Below are 18,369 nucleotides of genomic sequence, written 5' to 3'. Positions count from 1 at the left end.
TGACACGCTCACGTGACGTCGTCCACCCCCGCGGGCCCGGTCCCGGTCGACCGGCTCTTTTGTCACCAATCCCGGGTTAGTTAGGATTAGTGCACCTTGCGGTCCGACACGGGCCGCACGTGGACGAATCCGTAACACCCAGCCGGGAGCCGACAGACGTGACCGGGCTCGCCCCTCCCACCCGGCTCGACGGCGAAGGCCCGTCGGCCGGTGCCGGTTCGCTGCGCCTGCAGGTCCTCGGCCCGTTGCGGCTGTGGCGCGACGGCGTCGAGCTGGACGCCGGACCCCGGCAGCAGGCACAGCTGCTGGTCCTGCTCCTGGCGCGCGCGGGCCGTCCGGTCAGCACGAGAGAGCTGATCGACCTGATCTGGGCCGACGACGCCCCCGCCAGCGCGCTCAACGTCATCCAGAAGTACGTCGGGGCACTGCGGCGGCTGCTCGAACCCGCGATCCCCGCCCGGTCGGCCGGGACGTACCTGCGTCTCCGCGGCAACGCGTACGTGTTCAGCGCCGGTCCCGGCACGCTGGACCTCGTCACGTTCCGGGAACTCCTCGAAGCCGCCCGGACCGCCCTCGCCCGCCAGGCTCGCGAGGTGGCGCTCGGCCACTACGTCGAGGCGCTCCGCCTCTGGCAGGGCCCGGCGGGGGACGGATTCCCCCACGGGACGACCGCGACGGCGATCCTGGCCGCGCTCGACGACGAGTTCCACGCCGCCTGCGTGGCGGCGGCCGAGCTGGCCGTGTCGCTGCGTCGGCCGGAGCGGGTGATCCCGCCGTTGCGGCTGGCCGCGTCGATGGCGCCGTTCCACGAACCCGTGCACACCGCTCTCGTCACCGCCCTCGGCGCCGCCGGACGGCAGGCGGAGGCGCTGGCGGCGTTCCACACGGTCCGTGACCGTCTCGTCGACGAACTCGGCATCGACCCCGGCCCGGAGCTGCAGGCCGCGCACCTGCGGGTGCTGACGCGGACCCCGGCGTCGCCGGTGGTGACGAGCACGGAGAGTGAGGGGGACCGCGCGCCGGGGAGGCGGGCGGCCGGTCTGGTCGGCAGGGACGAGGAACTCGGCGTGCTGCGGCACGCCGTCGAGGCGGCGCTCACCGGCCGCACCGGGCTCGGCATCGTCGAAGGCGAGCCGGGCGCGGGCAAGACGCGCCTGCTGGAGGAGGTCGCCGCCGTCGCGGGCCGCCGGGGCGCGCTGGTCGCCTGGGCCTCCTGTTCGGAGGGCGACGGAACACCGTCGATGTGGCCGTGGGAGCAGGCGCTCACCGTCGTCCTCGACAGCCTGCCCGCACCGGCGCGCGAGAAGTGGCTGGCCAGCGAGGTCGGCCGCCTCCTCGAAGCCCACGACGACGACGCCGCGCCGCCGCTCTCCGGCGGACGCGCCCAGTTCCGCCTGTTCGAGCAGGTCGTCGGCTTCGTCGGCCAGGCCTCGGCGGAACGGCCGACGCTGCTCGTCATGGACGATCTCCAATGGATCGACGCCGCCTCGCTCCAGCTGTTCGGCCACCTGACGGGACGGCTCCCCACCGGCACCGCGATCATCGGCGCCCTTCGCGACCGCGCGCCCACGCCCGGCTCCGACCTTTCGCGGGTACTGGCCGCCGCCAGCCGGTTGCCCAGCCACCGCAGGATCCGGCTCGGCCCGCTCGGCCTCGCCGACGTGGCCGAACTCATCCGCCGCGAGACCGGCCGCGAACCCGGCGCGGACATCGCCCGCAACATCCACGACCGCACCGCAGGTAACCCGTTCTTCGTCCGCGAGCTGTCGCGGCTCCTCAGCGACCGCGGCGCGCTCGGCGACGGCGACGCGTCGGCCCGGACCGGGGTGCCCTCCACCGTACGGGACGTCGTCCGCGACCGGATGGCGGACCTCGACGACGGCACCCGCGACCTGCTGCGGGTCGCCGCGCTGATCGGCCGCGACGTCGACCTCGGCCTGCTCGCCCGCGCCGCCGGTGCCGACGTCGCGGACTGCCTCGAACGCCTCGAACCGCTGCGCGCGCTCGGCCTGCTCGAAACGGGGCCGGAGGACCCGTTCTCGTGGCGCTTCGCGCACGACCTGGTCCGCGAGTCGGTCACGGAGACGACGGCGCGGCTGCGGGCCGTCCGGCTGCACCTGCGGGTCGCGGACGCGCTTGAGGAGAGCCGGGCGGACGACGAGTCGATCACCGAACGCCTCGCCTTCCACCTGTGTGCCGCCGGTCCCCTCGCCGACCCGGTTCGTACCGTGGAGGCGCTGAAGCGGGCCGGGCGTCGCGCGACGGCCAAGCTCGCGTTCGCCGCCGCCGATCGGCACCTGGAGTCGGCCGCCCAGATCGCGCGGACCGCCGGGCTCCCGGAACTCGAACTGTCCGCCCTCTCCCTCCTCGCCATCGCCCCGCGCCGGCAGGCCGGGTTCGGCGGCACGACGTTCGACCTGCTGGAGCGCGCGGAACACCTGGCCCGCCAGCTCGGCCGGGAGGTCGACGCCGCCGGTCTCCTCTTCGCCCGCCTGTTCGGGGCCTACACCTTCCTGGAGTGGGACCGCGTCCGCCTGGTCCGCCGGTTGTACGAGCAGGGGGAGGCGTCCTCCGATCCGGTCGTCCGGGCGTACGGGCGGCAGGCCTGGGGCCTGCACCAGTGGGACATCGGCGACATCGGCGAGGCGTACCGGTGCCTCATGGGGAACGACCCCGCCCTTCTCGACGGGGTCGTCTCCTCGCACAGCGAGACCCCGATCCGGCGTGACGTCTCGGGGGAGTGGCCCGGCTGGCAGGCCGTCGTGACGGCACTGCACGGTGACGCGGGGACGGCGGGGACCATGATCGAGAAGTGGAACGGCCCCGAGGACCCGTACGGGGTCGCGACCTGGGCCTACTACACCACCATCATCGCCTCGATGGCCGGTGACGCGGACTGGGTGATGCGCACGATCGAGCGGTGGATGACCGTGGGCACCGGTCGCGCCGCCGTCCAGCAGGAGCACTACGTACGGCTGAACTGGTACTGGGCCCGTGCCCTCACCGGCGAGGACCCGGCCGGTATCGCGGCGGAGGCCGAACAGCTCCTGACCGGGACGCTGGTCGACCCGCCGAGGTGGGGCGTCGCCTACCACCACGGCCTGATCGCCGAGATGTGGCTGGCCGCCGGGATGCCGGACCGGGCGGGCGTCTCCCTCGACCGGGCCGCCCAGGCCCTTGAGGCTTACGGCCAGCGCTACGCCGAAGGACTCGTCCTGCTGCTGCGGGCGCGCCTGCTGCACGCCCTCGGCGAACCCGCCGACGTCGTACGAGCCGCCGCCGAGGAGGCCCGCGACCGGTCAGGCGAACGCGAGTCCCACCTCTTCGCCCGCCGCGCGGAGAGGTTCCTCGCCGAGCTCTGACCGCCCCGCCCTGTGAACGGTTACCGGGACGGGCTCGTCCGAGCTCGACGGGTGATCAACAGGCCGAATCCGGTCGCCGTGAAGAACATGACGATGCCGTAGACCGCGCCCGGGATGGCGATCTCGGCGCTGTTCAGAAGCGTCGGGCTCAGCGCGATCGTGATGGCGAGCGCGGTGTTGTGGATGCCGATCTCGAACCCGGCCGCTACGGCCGCGCGGTGGTCGACGCCTGCCAGGCGCGGTACGCCGTAGCCGACCAGCAGGCTCACGATGTTGAAGGCCAGCGCGGCCAGCCCGATCGAGACGAAATAGCCGACCAGGTTCTCCCGCTCCCCGTACAGCACGGCGAAGATGACCGCGAGCAGGACCACGACCGACAGTATCCGGACGGGGAGGTTGAGCCGCCGCGCCACCTTGGGCGTCAGCGCGCGCACGAGCATCCCGACCGCGACCGGCAGCAGCACCATCACGAACACCTGCAGGATCTTGTCGAACTGCAGCCCGATACCGGCCGCGCCGGGGAGGAAGTACCCGGCCGAGAGGTTCACCACGATCGGCAGGGTGGCCGCGGACAGCACCGAGTTGATCGCGGTGAGCGTGACGTTGAGCGCGACGTTCCCGCCGAACAGGTGGCTGAACAGGTTGGCCGTGGGGCCGCCGGGTGACGCCGCGACCACCAGCATGCCGACCGCGAGTTCCGGAGGGAGCCGGAAGGCGAGCATCAGGCCGAAGCAGATCGCCGGTAGCAGCACGAGCTGGCACAGCAGCGCGACCACCACCGCCCTCGGGTACTGGCCCACCCGCCGGAAGTCGTCCAAGGTCAGGCTGAGGCCCAGGCCGAGCATGACGATGCCGAGAGCGTAGGGCAGGCTGGCCAAGACCACGGGTGAATCCATGGCGGACATTCTCGGGCACGTGCCCTGTGGCGTGAACACGGGCATCCGCACAACGGCGTGGGGATACGTGCGGGGGCCTCGTCTCGGTCGGCAACGGCGCGACGGGACCGTCCCCGTGTGCCGCCGGGGCGGTCAGCGAGCGAGACTCGCCTCCCGGGCGGCTTCTTCACTGAAACCGGAGCCGGAGCCGGAGTCGGAGCCGAGGTCGGAGCTGAGGCCAGAACCAGAGCCGGAGCTGGGGCCGGAGCCAGCGCCGAAGTCGCGGGCGCCGTGTAGCCAGGCCACCCTGTCGTGCAGGTCGTCCACGGTGAAGGAGGACAGCATCTCGTTCCGCGCCCGTGCCTCGGCGCCCGCCGGGTGGTAGAGCCGCGTCCCCATCTCGCGGGCCACCAGCTGGGCCCTGGCCGTGCGCTCGCGTCGTTCGGCGTTGTACTTCTCCAGGCGCTGGGTGATGGCGTCCTCGTCGCAGTCGAGCAGCCTGCCGATCACCACCGCGTCCTCAAGCGCCATGCACGCGCCCTGGGCGGCGTACTGCAGCATCGGGTGCGCGGCGTCGCCGAGCAGGGCGACCCGCCCGTCCGTCCAGCGGTCGACCGGGTCGCGGTCGCACAGGACCCAGGTCCGCCACTCCTCGCCCAGCTCCAGGAGGTCGCGGGCGGTGTCGCTCAGGCCGGGGAACTCGTCCAGCACGCGGGACCTGTCGGCGGGCTCGCCCGCCACCTCCTCCCGGGCGTCGTCGTCCCGGGTGGCGGCCAGGTTCAGGAACCTCCCGCCGCCGATCGGGTAGTGGACGAAGTGCCATTTCGGGCCCGCCCAGAGGGTGACGGTGTTCCAGCGCAGCTCCTCGGGGACCTTCTCCATGGGGATGACCGAGCGGTAGATGGTGTGCCCGGAGATCCGGGGCCGGCCGTCTCCGACGAGCTGACGGCGGACGGCCGAGCGGATGCCGTCGGCTCCGACGAGGGCGGCCCCGGTGAACCGCTCTCCCGCGTCCGTGACGGCGGTGACACCGGCCGGGCCCTGCTCGTACCGGGTGACCTGACGGCCGCCGAGCAGCTCGATGTCGCCGGACGCGCGGCAGGCGTCGAGCAGCGGCTGGTACAGGTCACCCCGGTGGACCACCGCGTACGGGTTGCCGAACCGGCCTCGGTAGTCGCCGGTCAGCGGCATGCTGGCCACCCGCTCGCCCGTCGTGCCGTCCATGAAGCGCAGCTCGTCGATGAGGACCGCCCGGTCGCGTACCGTCTCGCCGACACCGAGGCAGCGGAGCGCGTGGAAGGCGTTCGGCCCCAGCTGGATTCCGGCGCCCAGCTCGGCGAACGTGGTCCGGCGTTCCAGCACGGTCACCCGGTGTCCCCGGCCTGCGACGCCCAGCGCCGCCGCGAGACCGCCGATGCCACCACCGGCGATGAGAATCTCCGCCATGTCCCGTCATCCCTTCAGGGCCAGGCCACGGCCCGCCAGTTCGGCGATGTCGAAGACGCCCTCGGTCCCGCGTACGGGATGGTTTCCGTCTTCGTTTAACGGCCATTCTTCTGTCTGTTGTTTATAACGGTATGTCGCTGGTCAGGGCGGTACAACGGGTCGGTGATAAGACATTCTTCTCGGGGTGTGAACAAGAAGGAAAGGCGAGTTTTCAGGTGTCGTGAAAAGTGATGGAGGAAAGGAAAAGAACCGGCTCGGATATTCTCCGGGGCCGGTCCTTTTCGCCGGTTCTTTTCGCGGGAATCAGCGGTCAGCTCTTTTTCGCCGCCGCGATGGTGTGGGCCATCCGCTCGATGCTGGCGTCGTCGAACAGGTCGTCGATGTCGGTGTCGACGTCGAAGGTCTCGCGGATCCGGTCGGTCAGGCGGGCCGCGCGCAGGGAGTCGCCGCCCAGCTCGAAGAAGTTGTCGAGGATGCCGATGCCGTCGAGTTCCAGCGTCCTCGCCCAGATCTCCTGGAGGGACCGCTCGATGTCGTCGCGCGGCTCCTGGTAGGGGCTGCCGACGTCCGGGCGGGACCGGGGCGGCTCGGGGAGCGCGGTCCGGTCGATCTTGCCGTTCGTCGTCGTCGGGAGACCGCCCACGACGTACGCCGCCGGAACCATGAACGAGGGAAGCGTCCGCCGCAGCGCCTCCCGGATGTCCCGCACCTCGGGGACGGGCCCGGGGCCCGGCTCGATGTAGGCCACCAGCTGGACGTCTCCCTGGCCGTCCTTCTTGGCGAGGACCGCCGCCTGGCCGACGCCCGGCAGGGCGGCCAGGACGGCCTCGATCTCGCCGAGGTGCACCCGGTTGCCGCGCACCTTGACCTGGTTGTCGGTACGGCCGACGATCTCGATGCTCCCGTCGGTCCAGTAGCGCGCCACGTCACCCGTCCGGTACAGCACCGGGTGGCGGACCGGGTCCATCGGATTGGCGAGCCACTTCTCCGCGGTGGCCTCGGGCCGGCCCAGGTAGCCCTCCGACAGGCTCTCACCGGCCACGAAGATCTCCCCGACGACCCCCGGCGGGAGGGCCTCAAGGTTCTCGCCGAGCACGTACGCCTTGACGTTGGGCGTCGGCCGCCCGATCGGGGGCAGGCGGTGGGCGCGCCCCTCCTCGCCGAGGTCCACGCCGAGCTGGGTGATGTCGCAGGTGGCGACCACCGTCGCCTCCGCGGAGCCGTACAGGTTGAACACGTGGAAGGGGAGGTCGGCGGAGGGCCACGACTGCACGCGCTCGCCGCAGATCCTGATGTTGACCAGCTCGGTCTCGGCGGGCCAGTGGAGCGTCCACAGCCGTTCGGCCATGGCCTTCATGAGCAGGGTGTGGGTGATCCGCTCCGAGACGAGCCAGTCGCGCAGCCGCTCGGGCGACGTCACGACCGACGGCTCGGGGATGTGGACCGTGGTGCCCGCGGCCAGCACCGAGAAGCACTCGACCTCCACCATGCCGTAGCCGGGCGCCGCCAGCCACGTCCCACGGGACCTCTCGGTGATGCCGCAGATCACGCGCATGCTGTAGATGAGGTTGCGGGCCGCGCCGTGCGGCACCATGACGGCCTTGGGCACCCCCGTGGAGCCGGAGGTGTAGCAGATGTGGATGAGGTCCTCGGCCCTCACCGGCTCGCTGACCGGGGTGGTCGGCTCGTCGTGCCAGTCCGCGTCGTCGAGCGAGAGCACCGGGCGGATCCCGGCCACCTTGGACTCGTGGGCCGTCATGGTCAGCACCACCGCGGCCGAGGCGTCCTCGATCATGAAGCGGACGCGGTCGTCGGGGAACTCGGGGTCCAGCAGGATCGCCGCCGCCGCCGTCTTGAAGCAGGCCAGCTGCGCGACCAGGCTCTCGGCGCCGCGCGGGAAGCAGACGCCGACCCGGTCGCGGGGGCGGACCCCCGCCGAGGCGAGCCGGTGGGCGAGCTGGTTGGCCTGGTCGTCGAGCTCGCGGAAGGTCAGCCGTCCACCGGGCCAGGCCACCGCGACCACGTCGGGCGTCCGGCGCGCGATGTCCGCGACGACCTCGTGGAAGAAGAGGCCGGGTACGGGCTCGTCGGTCCGGTTCCAGTCGACCAGGACGCGCCGCGACTCCTCCTCGGTGAGCAGGGGGACGTCCCGCAGCGCGACGGACGGGTCGGCCGCGAGGGCGTCGAGGACCCGCCCCAGGTGCAGCGCGTACTGGGCGGCGGCGTCCGCGTCGAACTCCGCCGGGGACATCACGAGGTCGAGGCCGTCCCCGTCCCGGGTGAGAACGGTGAGCGCGGCGCGGTGCCCCGGCTCCCCGGTGCTCGTGAAGACGTCATCTGCGGGGACGTCGTTCGTGGGGACGTCGCCCGTGGAGACGGCGGCGTGGCAGGTCTCGCCGGTGGACGGCTCCGCCCGGGTGGCGGCGACCGCGGCCAGCAGGTCCGCGGCGGTCGTGTCACCCGACACCCGCACCCGGACGGTCTCGGCGGGGCCGGGCCGGGCCCGGTGTCCGGTCAGCCCGATCAGCAGGTCGGTCTCCCCCGTGTAGCGGTGGAGCAGGCCCGCGAGGGCCGCCACCGCGTACGTCTCCCGGTGCGGCCGGGCCTTCCCGGGGACGGGGACGCGGTGCCGGTGCGGCTCTCCGGACCGGCCGTCACCGGCGGGACGGGCGAGGGGAAGCGATGAGGTGGTCGTGTCCATGAGGATCGTTCCTCTCGAAATAGCGTGGTTCGGGGGTCTCGGGCGGATTCGGCTGCTCTCAGGTGAGGACCGGCAGCGGGGAGGGGAGGGCGGGCTCGGCGGGCAGGGGGGTGTCCTCGGCACCGGCCCGCCGGAGGGAACGCCCGGCCTCGACGGCCTCGGCGAGCTCCTGGATCGTCCGGGTGGTCTGCTCCCAGTCCACGCAGGCGTCGGTCACGCTCTGCCCGTACGCGAGACGGTCCGTCCGCCCCAGGACCAGGTCCTGCCTGCCCGCGGCGAGGAAGCTCTCCAGCATGACCCCGGCGATGCCGGTCTCCCCACCGGCGATCCTCCGCGCGATGTCCGCGGCGACGTGGGGCTGCCGCTCGTGGTCCTTGCCGCTGTTGCCGTGGCTGGCGTCGATGAACAGGCGCCGGGGCAGTCCCGCGTTCTCCAGCAGGTCGAGGGCGCTCGCCACGTCGGAGGGGCCGTAGTTCGGGGCCGTGCTGCCGCCGCGCAGGACGACGTGGCACTCGGGGTTGCCGCTGGTGGCGACGACCGAGGCGACGCCCTCGTCGTCGATGCCCGGGAACACGTGCCCCTTCGAGGCCGCGACGATGGCGTCGACCGCGTCCTCCACGTGGCCGCTCGTCGCGTTCTTGATGCCGACGGGCATGCTGAGCCCGCTGGTGAGCTGCCGGTGCACCTGGCTCTGCACGGTGCGGGCACCGATCGATCCCCAGGACACGGCGTCGGCGAAGTAGCGGGGGGTCAGCGGGTCGAGGAACTCGCAGCCGATCGGCAGGCCGGTCTCCAGGATGTCGACCATGAGGCTTCTCGCCAGGCGCAGCCCGCTGTTGAGGTCGTGCGAGCCGTCGAGGTGGGGGTCGCTGATGAGCCCCTTCCAGCCGAGGCGGGTCCTCGGTTTCTCCATGTAGACCCGCATGACGACCACGAGCGAGCCGGACACCCGCCGCGCGAGGTCGGACAGCCGCTCGGCGTAGGTGAGGGCGGCGCAGGGGTCGTGGATGGAGCAGGGGCCGGCGACCACGACGAGCCGGTCGTCCTCGCCGCTCAGCACCTGGGCGACCTCGTACCGGCCGCCGAGGACGGTCCTTCCCGCGACGGGCGACACCGGGATCTCCTCCCGCAGTGCCGCGGGAGGGAGGAGCCGGTCGACCGGGGTGACGCGGGAGTCGAGGGAGGGGGCGGGCAGCGCGCCGGGGGTCTGGGTGGCGGTCATTGCGGGGGTCCTTCCGGTGGGGTGGTCAGGCGTCGTCCGCCCGGTGGAGTGGTCAGGCGCCGTCCGCCGCGAGAACCGCCGCGGAGAACGTGAATCCCATCCCGGTGCCGATGAGGAGCACCCGGGCCCCCGGCTCCAGCAGGTCCTCTCTCAGCAGGTGGTCAAGGCCGTAGAGCTGGTCGGCGGGGCCGAGGTGCCCGATCGTGAGCCCGAGCTCGGCCAGGGTGTTGGGGGGAACGCCGTCCAGCGGCCGGACGAAGCTCTCCTTGAACAGGGCCCGTCCGACGAACGGTGTGACGAGCCAGTCGATCTCGTCCATGGACAGGCCGGCGTCGGACAGCGCCCGGGAGACGACGCCCGCGGTCCCGGCCGCCGACCTGGCGCGGACGTCGCGCAGCGACAGCTCGCCGCGGGCCAGGAACTCCCTGGTCCTGCGCCTCATGTCGGGCTCCGGCTCGGGGGCCGTACGGAACGGCTCGTCGCCGCGCGAGAGTCCTTCGAGGGCCGCGTCGGTCTCCGAGACGCAGGACAGGAGCCTCAGCCGTCCGCCGCCGCGGGTGACCACCGCCGACGCGGCACCGTCACCGAAGACCATGCCGGGGGAGAGGTACCAGCGGTTGGCGGGAGGGGCGAACCGGTCCGCGACCGTGATGAGGGCCGAGGGGAGGTCGGGGCGTCCCGACAGCATGCTCGCCGCGATCTCCAGGCAGGCCAGGGAGCCGTTCGACGCCGCCGAGACGGTCATCGGCATCCCGGCCATCCGGGTACCCAGCAGTTCCCCGCCGATCCAGCAGGCCGCGGGCCACATGTCGATGCCCTGGAAGTGGCTGTGGCTGTGCAGGTAGAGCGTGCCGGGGCCGATCTCCGTCCCGTGGGCGGCGGCCTCCTTGAGCGCCTGCCTTCCCGCGGTCACGGCCATCTTGGGGGGAGCGTCGGCGGACTGGGCGACGGAGACCATCCCGGTGCTCTCCGCGACGTCGGCCGCGTACGAGCCGTCCTCGATCGCCCGCTCTATCGGCACCAGGTCGCCGAGCGTGCCGCCCGTGCCGGAGATCCAGATGTCATCGAACCGCATCGCTGAGAGTCCTTTCCGTGCCGGAGGGCTCGGGGACGTCCCACAGGTACTCGCCGCCCTCGGTGATGTGGATCGGCCCGCAGATCCCGTCGAGGATCCGCTGGACGCTGCGGAGCAGCACCCGCCCGACGGCCGTGTCGATCGCGCCCGCCAGGTGCGGGACGCTCGTGGAGTAGTCGACCTCGAAGGTGACCTCGCAGCCCTCGGCGAGGCTCTCGGTCGTCCAGGAGCCCCTGAACGTCTGGAAGTCGCCGGTGACCTGCTCGAACTCGATCCGGTACGGCTGCGCGCCGACCAGGTCGCGGCTGTGCTGGACCCACTCGGCCGTGCCGCCTCGGAAGGCGAGGACCCACTGGCGGAGCCCGCCGCCGATGTCCTCGACGGAGAGGATGTCCGGGGCGCACACCGGGAACGCCCGGTCGTCGCCGAGCTGCTCGATCAGGTCCTCGGCCGAGCACCACACCGTTGCCTTGAAAGTACGAGATGTCATGGTATTTACTCCGTGTCGGTCGCCGGGCGGACGATGCTGACGCCCTGGAGGTGCGAGGCGCGCAGCATGAGGTAGTTCGCCTCCCCGAAGGCGCCACCGGTCAGGCCGGTCCCGCCGTGGGTGGGGAGGAACGGCAGGAAGCCGGCGTGCGAATCGTTGATCTTGAGCTGGCCGCCGCTGACGACCCCCTCGGCGAACCGGTCGATCACCTCGGAGCCGGTCGCCCAGAAGGAGTTGCGCAGGCCGTACGCGTTGCCGTTCACGAACCCGATGACCTCCTCCAGCAGGTCCTCGTCCGTCCCGGTGACCTCGGGGACGATGACCGGCAGCAGGGGGAAGAAGGTCTCGTCGCGGACCACCCACAGCGCCCTGGAGCCGCGGAGCCCGTCGACCCGCAGGATCGTCGGTTCGAGGAAGAACCCGGTCTCCGACGGGGAACCGTCCACCTCCAGGCGACGGCCGCCGTGGACGAGTTTCGCGCCCTTCCCGAGCGCCTGGGCGACGCAGGCGTGGAACGCGTCGACCATGAGGACCGGGGTGAGCACGACGCCGCGCTCCTCGGGGTATCCGGGCTGGATCTTCTGCACGGCCACGGTCAGCCGCTCGACGAGCTCGTCGGCGATCGCGGGGTGGGCGACCACCTGGTTGGGCACGTTGCAGATCTGGCCCGACTGGGTGAAGAACTGCGTGAGGCTCTCCACCACGACGTCCAGGTCCGCGTCGCGCCAGACCACGAAGCAGTCGTTGCCCGCGAGCTCCAGGATGGGCTTCTTGCCCGCCGCGACGCAGTCGCGCTCCAGCGCGAGCCCCTTCTTGCTGCCCCCGATGTAGACGATGTCGTCGACGTGCTCGCTGGCCAGCCAGGCGTCGAGCATCGGGGGCCCGCAGAGCGCGTTGAGCGTGCCGGGGGGCGCTCCCGCCTCTTCGAGGACCGGCGCCACGATCTCCCGCATCGTGTACATGACCGCGAGCGGGATCCCGCGCGGCGCCCGCACCACCACGGCGTTGCCGGCCAGGAGGGCGGTGACGCCGAACAGGGCGTTCGCGACCGCGGCGTTCTGCGGCGGGTTGATGCAGACCACCCCGTCGGGGACGCGCCGCAGGGTCATCTCGCGGTCGCCGTCGTGCCGGTCGAAGCGCATCTGCGCGGCGCACCATTCGAGCGTCTCCCGGCTCCAGCCGGTGAGGGGGATCCCGTCGACCATGCCTTCGGCGAGGGAGCGGGGCTGCCCCTCGGCGACGAGGATCTCGACCAGCTCGTCACGGTGCTCGGTGAGGCGCTCCGCGATGCGGTACCCGATCTCCATCCGGGTGGCGAGCGGGAAGCGGGCCCATTCGGGAGCGGCACGGGCCGCCGATTCGAGGGCCAGATCTATCATTTCCTCGTCGGCGACGGCGCACGCTCCCGCGACGACGTCCCCGGCCGATTCGATGTCGACGACGCCCAGGTCAAGGTCGCGCTTGAGCCTCAGGCTGGGGAAGGTGTCCTCCAGCACGGCCCGCGTGGTGACCGTGTGGACGTACTTCCCGCTGTCGCCGGTGATGTCCTTGCCGCCGATGTAGGCGGGATAGACCCTGGTCGTCACGTCGTTTCCCTTCGCACTCCGTATGTCGCGGTTGGTGATTTTCCCGTTACCATCAATTACGCTAAGGCGGTAACCAGGACGGGACAACGGGGGTGCGATAAGACCTGCTTCTCGGGATGCGAACGCGAAACGTAGGGGAAGTGTCACGGATAGATCCGGTGGGCGCTGGTGCCGTACTACCGTCGAATGCTGTTCGGTAGTAAAGTTGCTCGGGTGAAGCGACAACCGGGAGACAGAGCCGTGGCACCGGGTCCGCTCGCGCTGGTGCAGGCGTTCGTCAACAGCGTCAACGTGGAGTTCGGGCGTGACCACTTCGCCACCGTGGAGGGTCTCACCGTCTGGCTGGAACGCAACGGCCTCGATGACCCGCGGGTGGAGCCCGGCGAGCTGGACCGCCGTGACGCCGTGAGCCTGCGGGAGGCGCTGCGCGCGCTCCTGCGGGAGAACAACGGCGGGCCCCCCGACCTCCAGGCCCGCCGCACGGTCGAGCACATCGCGCGCGACTGCCCGCTCGTCGTGGGATTCGACGGGGAGGACGGGGGGCTGAGTCTTCGGCCCGCGCTCACCGACGTACGCGGGGCCCTGGCCAGGGTGCTGGCGGCCGTCGCCGGTGCCGTCGCCGACGGTTCCTGGCAGCGCCTCAAGGCGTGCGGCGAGCACCGGTGCGAGTGGATCTTCTACGACCGGTCGCGAAACCGGGGCAGCCGCTGGTGCTCGATGGCGGTGTGCGGCACACGGGCCAAGATGCGCACCTACCGCGAGGCGAAACGGGCCCACGGCGAGACCAGCTGACCGCCCCGCCCCGGACGGGTTGAGTCTGACGGACCGATCCCGACGAACTGAGCCCGACGGGCCGATCCTGACGGATCGAGCCTGACGGGCTGAGCTTGACGGGCCGAGCCCGGCAGGCCGAGCCTGGCGGGCCGGGTGGAGCCGGAAGTGTTACGGCGCGTTCTCCCGGCCGAGGAGTTTTCTCGCGACGACGAGCTTGGTGGCCGCCGCGGTGCCGTCCGCGAGCTGGAGCCCGATGACGTCCCTGAGCCGCTGCGCGATCGGCCCGTCCTCCGACCAGCCCAGGTGGCCCATGGTCAGCAGGGACTGGTGAACGGCCTCCATCGCCGCCTTCGGCGCCCACCACTTGGCCATGTTGGAGGGGATCCGCGGGTCCATGCCGCCGTCGGCGCGCCACAGCGCCTCGTACGACACCAGCCGCGCCGCGTGGAGCATGGTCGCGTGCTCGACCAGGGGGAAGGCGACCCCCTGGAACCTGCCGATGGGCCCGCCGAACGCCTCCCTGGCGCCCGCGTGGGCGACGGCCTCGTCGAGCGCCGCCCTGCCGACCCCGAGTGCCATCAGCGAGATGAGCGCCCGCGAGACGCCGAACCCGCGCATGACCGCGGCGAAGCCGAGCCCCGGATGCCCGACCACGTCCCCGGGACCGGCGCGGACGCCGTCGAAGACGAGCCTGCCGCGCCCGCCGGACCGGCAGCCGAGGTCGGGGAGGACCTCGCGGCTCACCCTGGCCTCGTCCAGGCGGAGGTAGAAGGCGGTGATGCCGTGCGCCCCCGGCCCCCCGGTACGGGCGAAGACGAGGCCGTGCGTGGCGTAGGCGGCGATCATGATGGAGGTCTTCTCGCCGCTCAGCACCCATCCGTCGCCGTCGGGCTCGGCGCGCATCCCGATGTTCGCGGCGTCGGTGCCGTGTCCCGGCTCGGTGAGGCAGAGCGCGACGATCGCCTCGCCGGTGGCGATCGGCGGCAGCCAGCCCGCCAGCTGCTCCGGCGTACCGTTCGCCGCCAGGACGCCGCCGATGAGGGCGGCGTTGAGCACGGGGTAGCAGACCGACAGGTCCGCCGCCGCCAGCTCCTCCAGGGCGATGCCCGCGCTCACCGCGTCGAGCCCGCGCCCCCCGTACTCCTCGGGGACCCGCAGCGCGAACAGTCCCTCCTCGCCCATCTCGGCGAGGAGCCCGGGACGGTAACCGCGCCGCACGTCGCTCTCCCGGCGGTACGGGGCGACCCTGTCGGCCGCGAACTCCCGCACCCGCTTGGCGAGTGCCTGCTGTTCACCGGTGAAGTCGAAGTTCATAACCTGTCCTAAGCCCGGAGCCGGTCGCGCAAGGCGAATTTCTGGATCTTCCCGGAGGGGGTTCTCGGCAGCGACGGCACGATCTCCAGCCGCTCGGGCCAGTACTGCTTGGCCATGCCGAGGCTCGCGAGGTGGCCGCGCATGTCGTCGAGGGTGAGCGGGGAGCCCTCCGCCGCGTCCGCCGTGACGAGGATCGCGCAGGCGCGCTCGCCCAGCCGCCGGTCCGGGTAGCCGACGACCGCCACGTCCTTGACGGCGTGGTGCCGCAGCAGGGCCGCCTCCACCTCCACGACGGGGATGTTCTCCGCGCCGCGCATGATGACGTCCTTGACCCGGCCGGTGATGCGGATGCCGCCGTAGCCGTCCTCGCGGGCCAGGTCCCCGGTGTCGAACCAGCCGTCCTCGGTCGTCGACTCCGCGTACACCTCGGGGCGGCGGAAGTAGCCGAGGCACTGGGAGGCGCCGCGGACCTGGAGCAGGCCGGGCTGTCCGGCGGCCACCGGCTCGCCCCCCCGGCCGACGATCCTGACCTCCATCCCCGGTACGGGGGTGCCGTCGCTCTCGGCCGCGCGCATCGGCGGGTCCTCGGGACGGGTGATCGTCACGCAGCCGTTCTCGCTCATGCCCCACAGGGCGTACACCCGGCAGCCGAGGACCTCCCGCGCGTCCTCCACGAGGAGCGGCGCGATCGGCGCGCTGCCCGTGGCGAACGTCAGCAGCGCGGACAGGTCCCGGGGGGCCGCGCGCTGCGCCTCGATGAGGTCGGAGAGGAACGTGGGCGCGCCCATGAAGAACGTGACCTTCCACTCCTCCAGGATCCGCAGCATCACGTCCGGGTCCCAGGTGTCCACCTGCACGGCCGTCGCGCCGAGGATGAGCGGCATGAGGAAGTTCCAGGTGTAACCGGCCTGGTGGGTGGTGGGGGACCCCATCGCCGTCACTTCTCTGATGGTCAGGTGAAGCACGTCGGCCTGCGCCCTGTTCATCGCGTACAGGGTGTTGTGGCTGTGCACGACGCCCTTCGGCTCACCGGTCGTGCCGGAGGTGAACACGACCTGGGCGGGGTCGTCCGGGCCCGCTTCGAGGGCGTCGAGGGCCTCGACCTCCTCGGGGGTGGGCTCGGGGCCGAGCAGGTCACGGTCGAAGTCGAGCGCGCCGTCACCGGGCAGGTCGCGGTCGACGCCGGGCGCGCCTTTCATACCGCCGCCCCCGCCCGGGGCGCCGCTGAGCAGCACCCGGTGACGCAGGCTGGGCACGGAACGGGCGACCTCCGCGCTCATGTCCGCGTACGAGAAGCCGCGGAACTCCGCCGCCGCGATGTACACGGGGCTCTCGGTGAGCCGGGTCGTGAACTCGACCTCGCGCCTGCGCATGATGGGCACGACCGGGCCCGCCACGGCGCCGATCCGCGCGCACGCGAGGATCGACGCGACGAGCTGCCACGAGTTGGGCAGCTGCAGGGTCACCACGTCGCCGCGCCCCACGCCCAGCCGTACCAGGCTCGCCGCGAGACGGTCGACGCGCCGGGCGAGCTCGGCGTACGTCACCGTCTCCGCGACGCCGTCCCGGTGGCAGACGAGCGCCACCTTGTCCGGGTGGCTGGCGGCGGAACGCCGGAGGTCGTCGAGGACGGTCTCGTCGCGCCACCGGCCGTCGAGCCGGAAGTCGTCGTTCATCGGGTGTCCCTCCTCGGCCTGCCGAGGGCCGTCCTGGCCCGCGCGGCGACGGCCTGGGGTGTGATGCCGCCCCGCTCCAGGAGATATTTCTGGCCGCCGGAGACCGGGACGAACGCGTCCGGCATCGCCACCCGGTGCACCCTGACCGGCAGGATCTCGGAGAGGCTCTCGGCGACGGCGGCTCCGAAGCCCCCGGCGCGCCAGTGCTCCTCCACCGTGACCACGACGCCGGTCGCGCTCGCCGCGGCGGCGAGCGTGTCGGTGTCCAGCGGCTTGACCGTGTGCACGTGGATCACGGACGCCGCGATGCCGTCCCGTTCCAGCAGGTCCGCGGCGTCGAGGGCGGCCAGCACCGGGTACGGGCCGCAGGCGGCGAGCGTGACGTCGGTGCCGTCCCGCAGGGTCCGCGCCTGCCCGAGCCGTACGGGCGGGCCCTCGGGGAGGTCGGGGGTGGCGTTGCGGCCCAGCCGGAAGTAGACGGGGCCGGGCAGGGTGAGGGCCTGACGGAACAGCTCGTCCGTGGTGGCCGCGTCGGCGGGGACGACGACGGTCATGTTCGGCAGGTTCCGCATCACGGCCAGGTCCTCCAGCGAGTGGTGGGTGGGGCCGAGATGGCCGCCCGACACTCCTGAGTGGGTCGCGGCGATGCGGACGGGCAGGTTGTTGAGCGCGATGTCGACCTTGACGGCCTCCAGGGCGCGGGTCGAGGCGAACGCCGCCATCGTGTTCACGACGGGTACGCGCCCCTCCTTGGCGAGCCCGGCGGCGGCACCCATGAGGGTGTGCTCGGCGATGCCCAGGTTGACGTACCTGTCACCCGCCTCGCCGAAGTCGACCCCGCTGAACAGGCCGGTGTCGCTGTCCAGGCAGACCAGCCGCTCGTCTCCCGGCATGAGCTCCACGAGCGCGTCCCGGTAGACCTCGCGGGACGAGCGCGTCTTGACTGTGGTGGTGGCGGTCATCGCCGGTCCTCTCCCGTGGCGCGCAGGGCGGAGAGCGCGCGGCGGTGCTGCCGGTCGCCCAGCTTGGCGTAGTGGCTGCGCGCCTGCCCCTCGATGAAGGGCAGTCCCTTGCCCTTGACGGTGTGCGCGATGATCAAAGTGGGACGCCCCGGCTCGGGCGGCGTGGTGAGCGCCGTGGTCAGCGCGGCGACGTCGTGGCCGTCCACCTCCAGGACCCGCCAGCCGAAGGCCCGCCACCGGTCGGCCAGGGGCTCCAGGTCGCCGACGGACTCCGTCTCGCCGGTGATCTGGAGGCGGTTGCGGTCGACCACGGCGGTCATGGTGTCCAGCCCGTGGTTCGCGGCCACGCTCGCGGCCTCCCAGACCGAGCCCTCCTGGAGCTCGCCGTCGCCCATGACCACGAAGCACCGGCGGCCGGAGCCGCCGAGCCTGGCCGCGAGCGCGACCCCGACGCCGAGCGCCAGGCCGTGGCCGAGCGAGCCGGACGGCATCTCCACGCCGGGGATCTCGGCGTGCGGGTGGGCCATGAAGGCGCTCCCCGGCCGCGCGTAGTCGGCGAGCCGCTCCTCGGGGAAGTAACCGGCCTCGCAGAGGGTCGCGTAGAGGGCGATGCCCGCGTGTCCCTTGCTCAGCAGCAGTACGTCGCGGTCGGGCGAGCCCGGATTCCGGGGGTCGACGCGCATGACGCGGAAGTACAGGGTGGCGAGGACCTCGACGAGGGACATGGAACCCCCCAGGTGCCCGCCCTCGGGACTCGCGCACATGTTCACGATGTGTTCCCTGATCCGGCCGGTCACCTCGGCCGGATCGGCCGTCTCGACCGCCGGGTTCGCACTCGGCAGGGTGGAGGCGCCGCTCATGTCTGCTCCTTTCGCCTCGGTCGGTT

General features: G+C 72.2%; 13 protein-coding genes. 2 read left to right on the top strand and 11 right to left on the bottom strand.

Annotation, left to right across the window (positions count from 1 at the left end):
* Positions 1 to 158 precede the first annotated feature (158 nt).
* Positions 159 to 3,362 carry a BTAD domain-containing putative transcriptional regulator gene (locus ACW9TB_RS05200; RefSeq protein WP_472746770.1) on the top strand — a complete coding sequence of 1,068 codons (3,204 nt, stop codon included), beginning with the start codon at positions 159 to 161 and terminating at the stop codon, positions 3,360 to 3,362.
* Positions 3,363 to 3,382: 20 nt separating this feature from the next.
* Here ACW9TB_RS05200 and ACW9TB_RS05195 read toward each other — a convergent pair whose 3' ends face one another.
* The 7 genes from ACW9TB_RS05195 to ACW9TB_RS05165 all read right to left on the bottom strand — a co-directional run bounded on the left by ACW9TB_RS05195 (position 3,383) and on the right by ACW9TB_RS05165 (position 12,757).
* Complete coding sequence (locus ACW9TB_RS05195) at positions 3,383 to 4,258, bottom strand: bile acid:sodium symporter family protein (RefSeq protein ID WP_472746769.1); 876 nt, start codon at positions 4,256 to 4,258, stop codon at positions 3,383 to 3,385.
* Between the two features lie 132 nt (positions 4,259 to 4,390).
* Positions 4,391 to 5,683, bottom strand: coding sequence for a 3-hydroxybenzoate 6-monooxygenase (locus ACW9TB_RS05190; RefSeq protein WP_472746768.1), 1,293 nt, complete (start codon positions 5,681 to 5,683; stop codon positions 4,391 to 4,393).
* 310 nt (positions 5,684 to 5,993) lie between these two features.
* Positions 5,994 to 8,384: a non-ribosomal peptide synthetase gene (locus ACW9TB_RS05185; protein WP_472746767.1), complete on the bottom strand. Its 2,391-nt coding sequence runs from the start codon at positions 8,382 to 8,384 to the stop codon at positions 5,994 to 5,996.
* Between the two features lie 58 nt (positions 8,385 to 8,442).
* The gene (locus tag ACW9TB_RS05180; protein ID WP_472746766.1) at positions 8,443 to 9,606 is read right to left on the bottom strand and encodes a 3-deoxy-7-phosphoheptulonate synthase; all 1,164 of its coding nucleotides are present in this window, start codon (positions 9,604 to 9,606) and stop codon (positions 8,443 to 8,445) included.
* A 52-nt stretch (positions 9,607 to 9,658) separates the two neighbouring features.
* Positions 9,659 to 10,681: a ketoacyl-ACP synthase III family protein gene (locus ACW9TB_RS05175; protein WP_472746765.1), complete on the bottom strand. Its 1,023-nt coding sequence runs from the start codon at positions 10,679 to 10,681 to the stop codon at positions 9,659 to 9,661.
* A complete protein-coding gene (locus ACW9TB_RS05170) occupies positions 10,668 to 11,171 on the bottom strand; it encodes a type II toxin-antitoxin system RatA family toxin (RefSeq protein WP_472746764.1) in 504 nt (167 codons plus the stop codon). Before ACW9TB_RS05170 ends, ACW9TB_RS05175 begins: the two co-directional genes overlap by 14 nt.
* A gap of 5 nt (positions 11,172 to 11,176) precedes the next feature.
* Positions 11,177 to 12,757 carry an aldehyde dehydrogenase family protein gene (locus ACW9TB_RS05165; RefSeq protein ID WP_472746763.1) on the bottom strand — a complete coding sequence of 527 codons (1,581 nt, stop codon included), beginning with the start codon at positions 12,755 to 12,757 and terminating at the stop codon, positions 11,177 to 11,179.
* 213 nt (positions 12,758 to 12,970) lie between these two features.
* On the opposite strand from ACW9TB_RS05165, the gene ACW9TB_RS05160 reads away from it, so the two are divergent.
* A complete protein-coding gene (locus ACW9TB_RS05160) occupies positions 12,971 to 13,549 on the top strand; it encodes a CGNR zinc finger domain-containing protein (protein WP_472746762.1) in 579 nt (192 codons plus the stop codon).
* A 150-nt stretch (positions 13,550 to 13,699) separates the two neighbouring features.
* On the opposite strand, the gene ACW9TB_RS05155 is transcribed toward ACW9TB_RS05160, so the two are convergent.
* Genes ACW9TB_RS05155 through ACW9TB_RS05140 form a run of 4 tightly spaced genes read right to left on the bottom strand, consistent with a single transcriptional unit; the run spans position 13,700 to position 18,343 of the window.
* Positions 13,700 to 14,845 (bottom strand): acyl-CoA dehydrogenase family protein, encoded by a 1,146-nt coding sequence (locus tag ACW9TB_RS05155; protein WP_472746761.1) that lies wholly within the window; start codon positions 14,843 to 14,845, stop codon positions 13,700 to 13,702.
* Positions 14,846 to 14,853: 8 nt separating this feature from the next.
* Positions 14,854 to 16,521, bottom strand: a complete 1,668-nt coding sequence (locus ACW9TB_RS05150) for an AMP-binding protein (RefSeq protein WP_472746760.1) — start codon at positions 16,519 to 16,521, stop codon at positions 14,854 to 14,856.
* Positions 16,518 to 17,483, bottom strand: a complete 966-nt coding sequence (locus ACW9TB_RS05145) for a transketolase family protein (protein WP_472746759.1) — start codon at positions 17,481 to 17,483, stop codon at positions 16,518 to 16,520. Before ACW9TB_RS05145 ends, ACW9TB_RS05150 begins: the two co-directional genes overlap by 4 nt.
* Positions 17,480 to 18,343, bottom strand: a complete 864-nt coding sequence (locus ACW9TB_RS05140) for a transketolase (protein ID WP_472746758.1) — start codon at positions 18,341 to 18,343, stop codon at positions 17,480 to 17,482. The genes ACW9TB_RS05145 and ACW9TB_RS05140 overlap by 4 nt, the downstream gene beginning before the upstream one ends.
* Between the last annotated feature and the right edge of the window lie 26 nt (positions 18,344 to 18,369).

It is taken from the genome of Streptosporangium sp. H13245 (assembly GCF_055690525.1).
The sequence above is the reverse complement of the archived record's forward strand: the minus strand, read 5'-3'. Positions and strand labels throughout refer to the sequence as shown.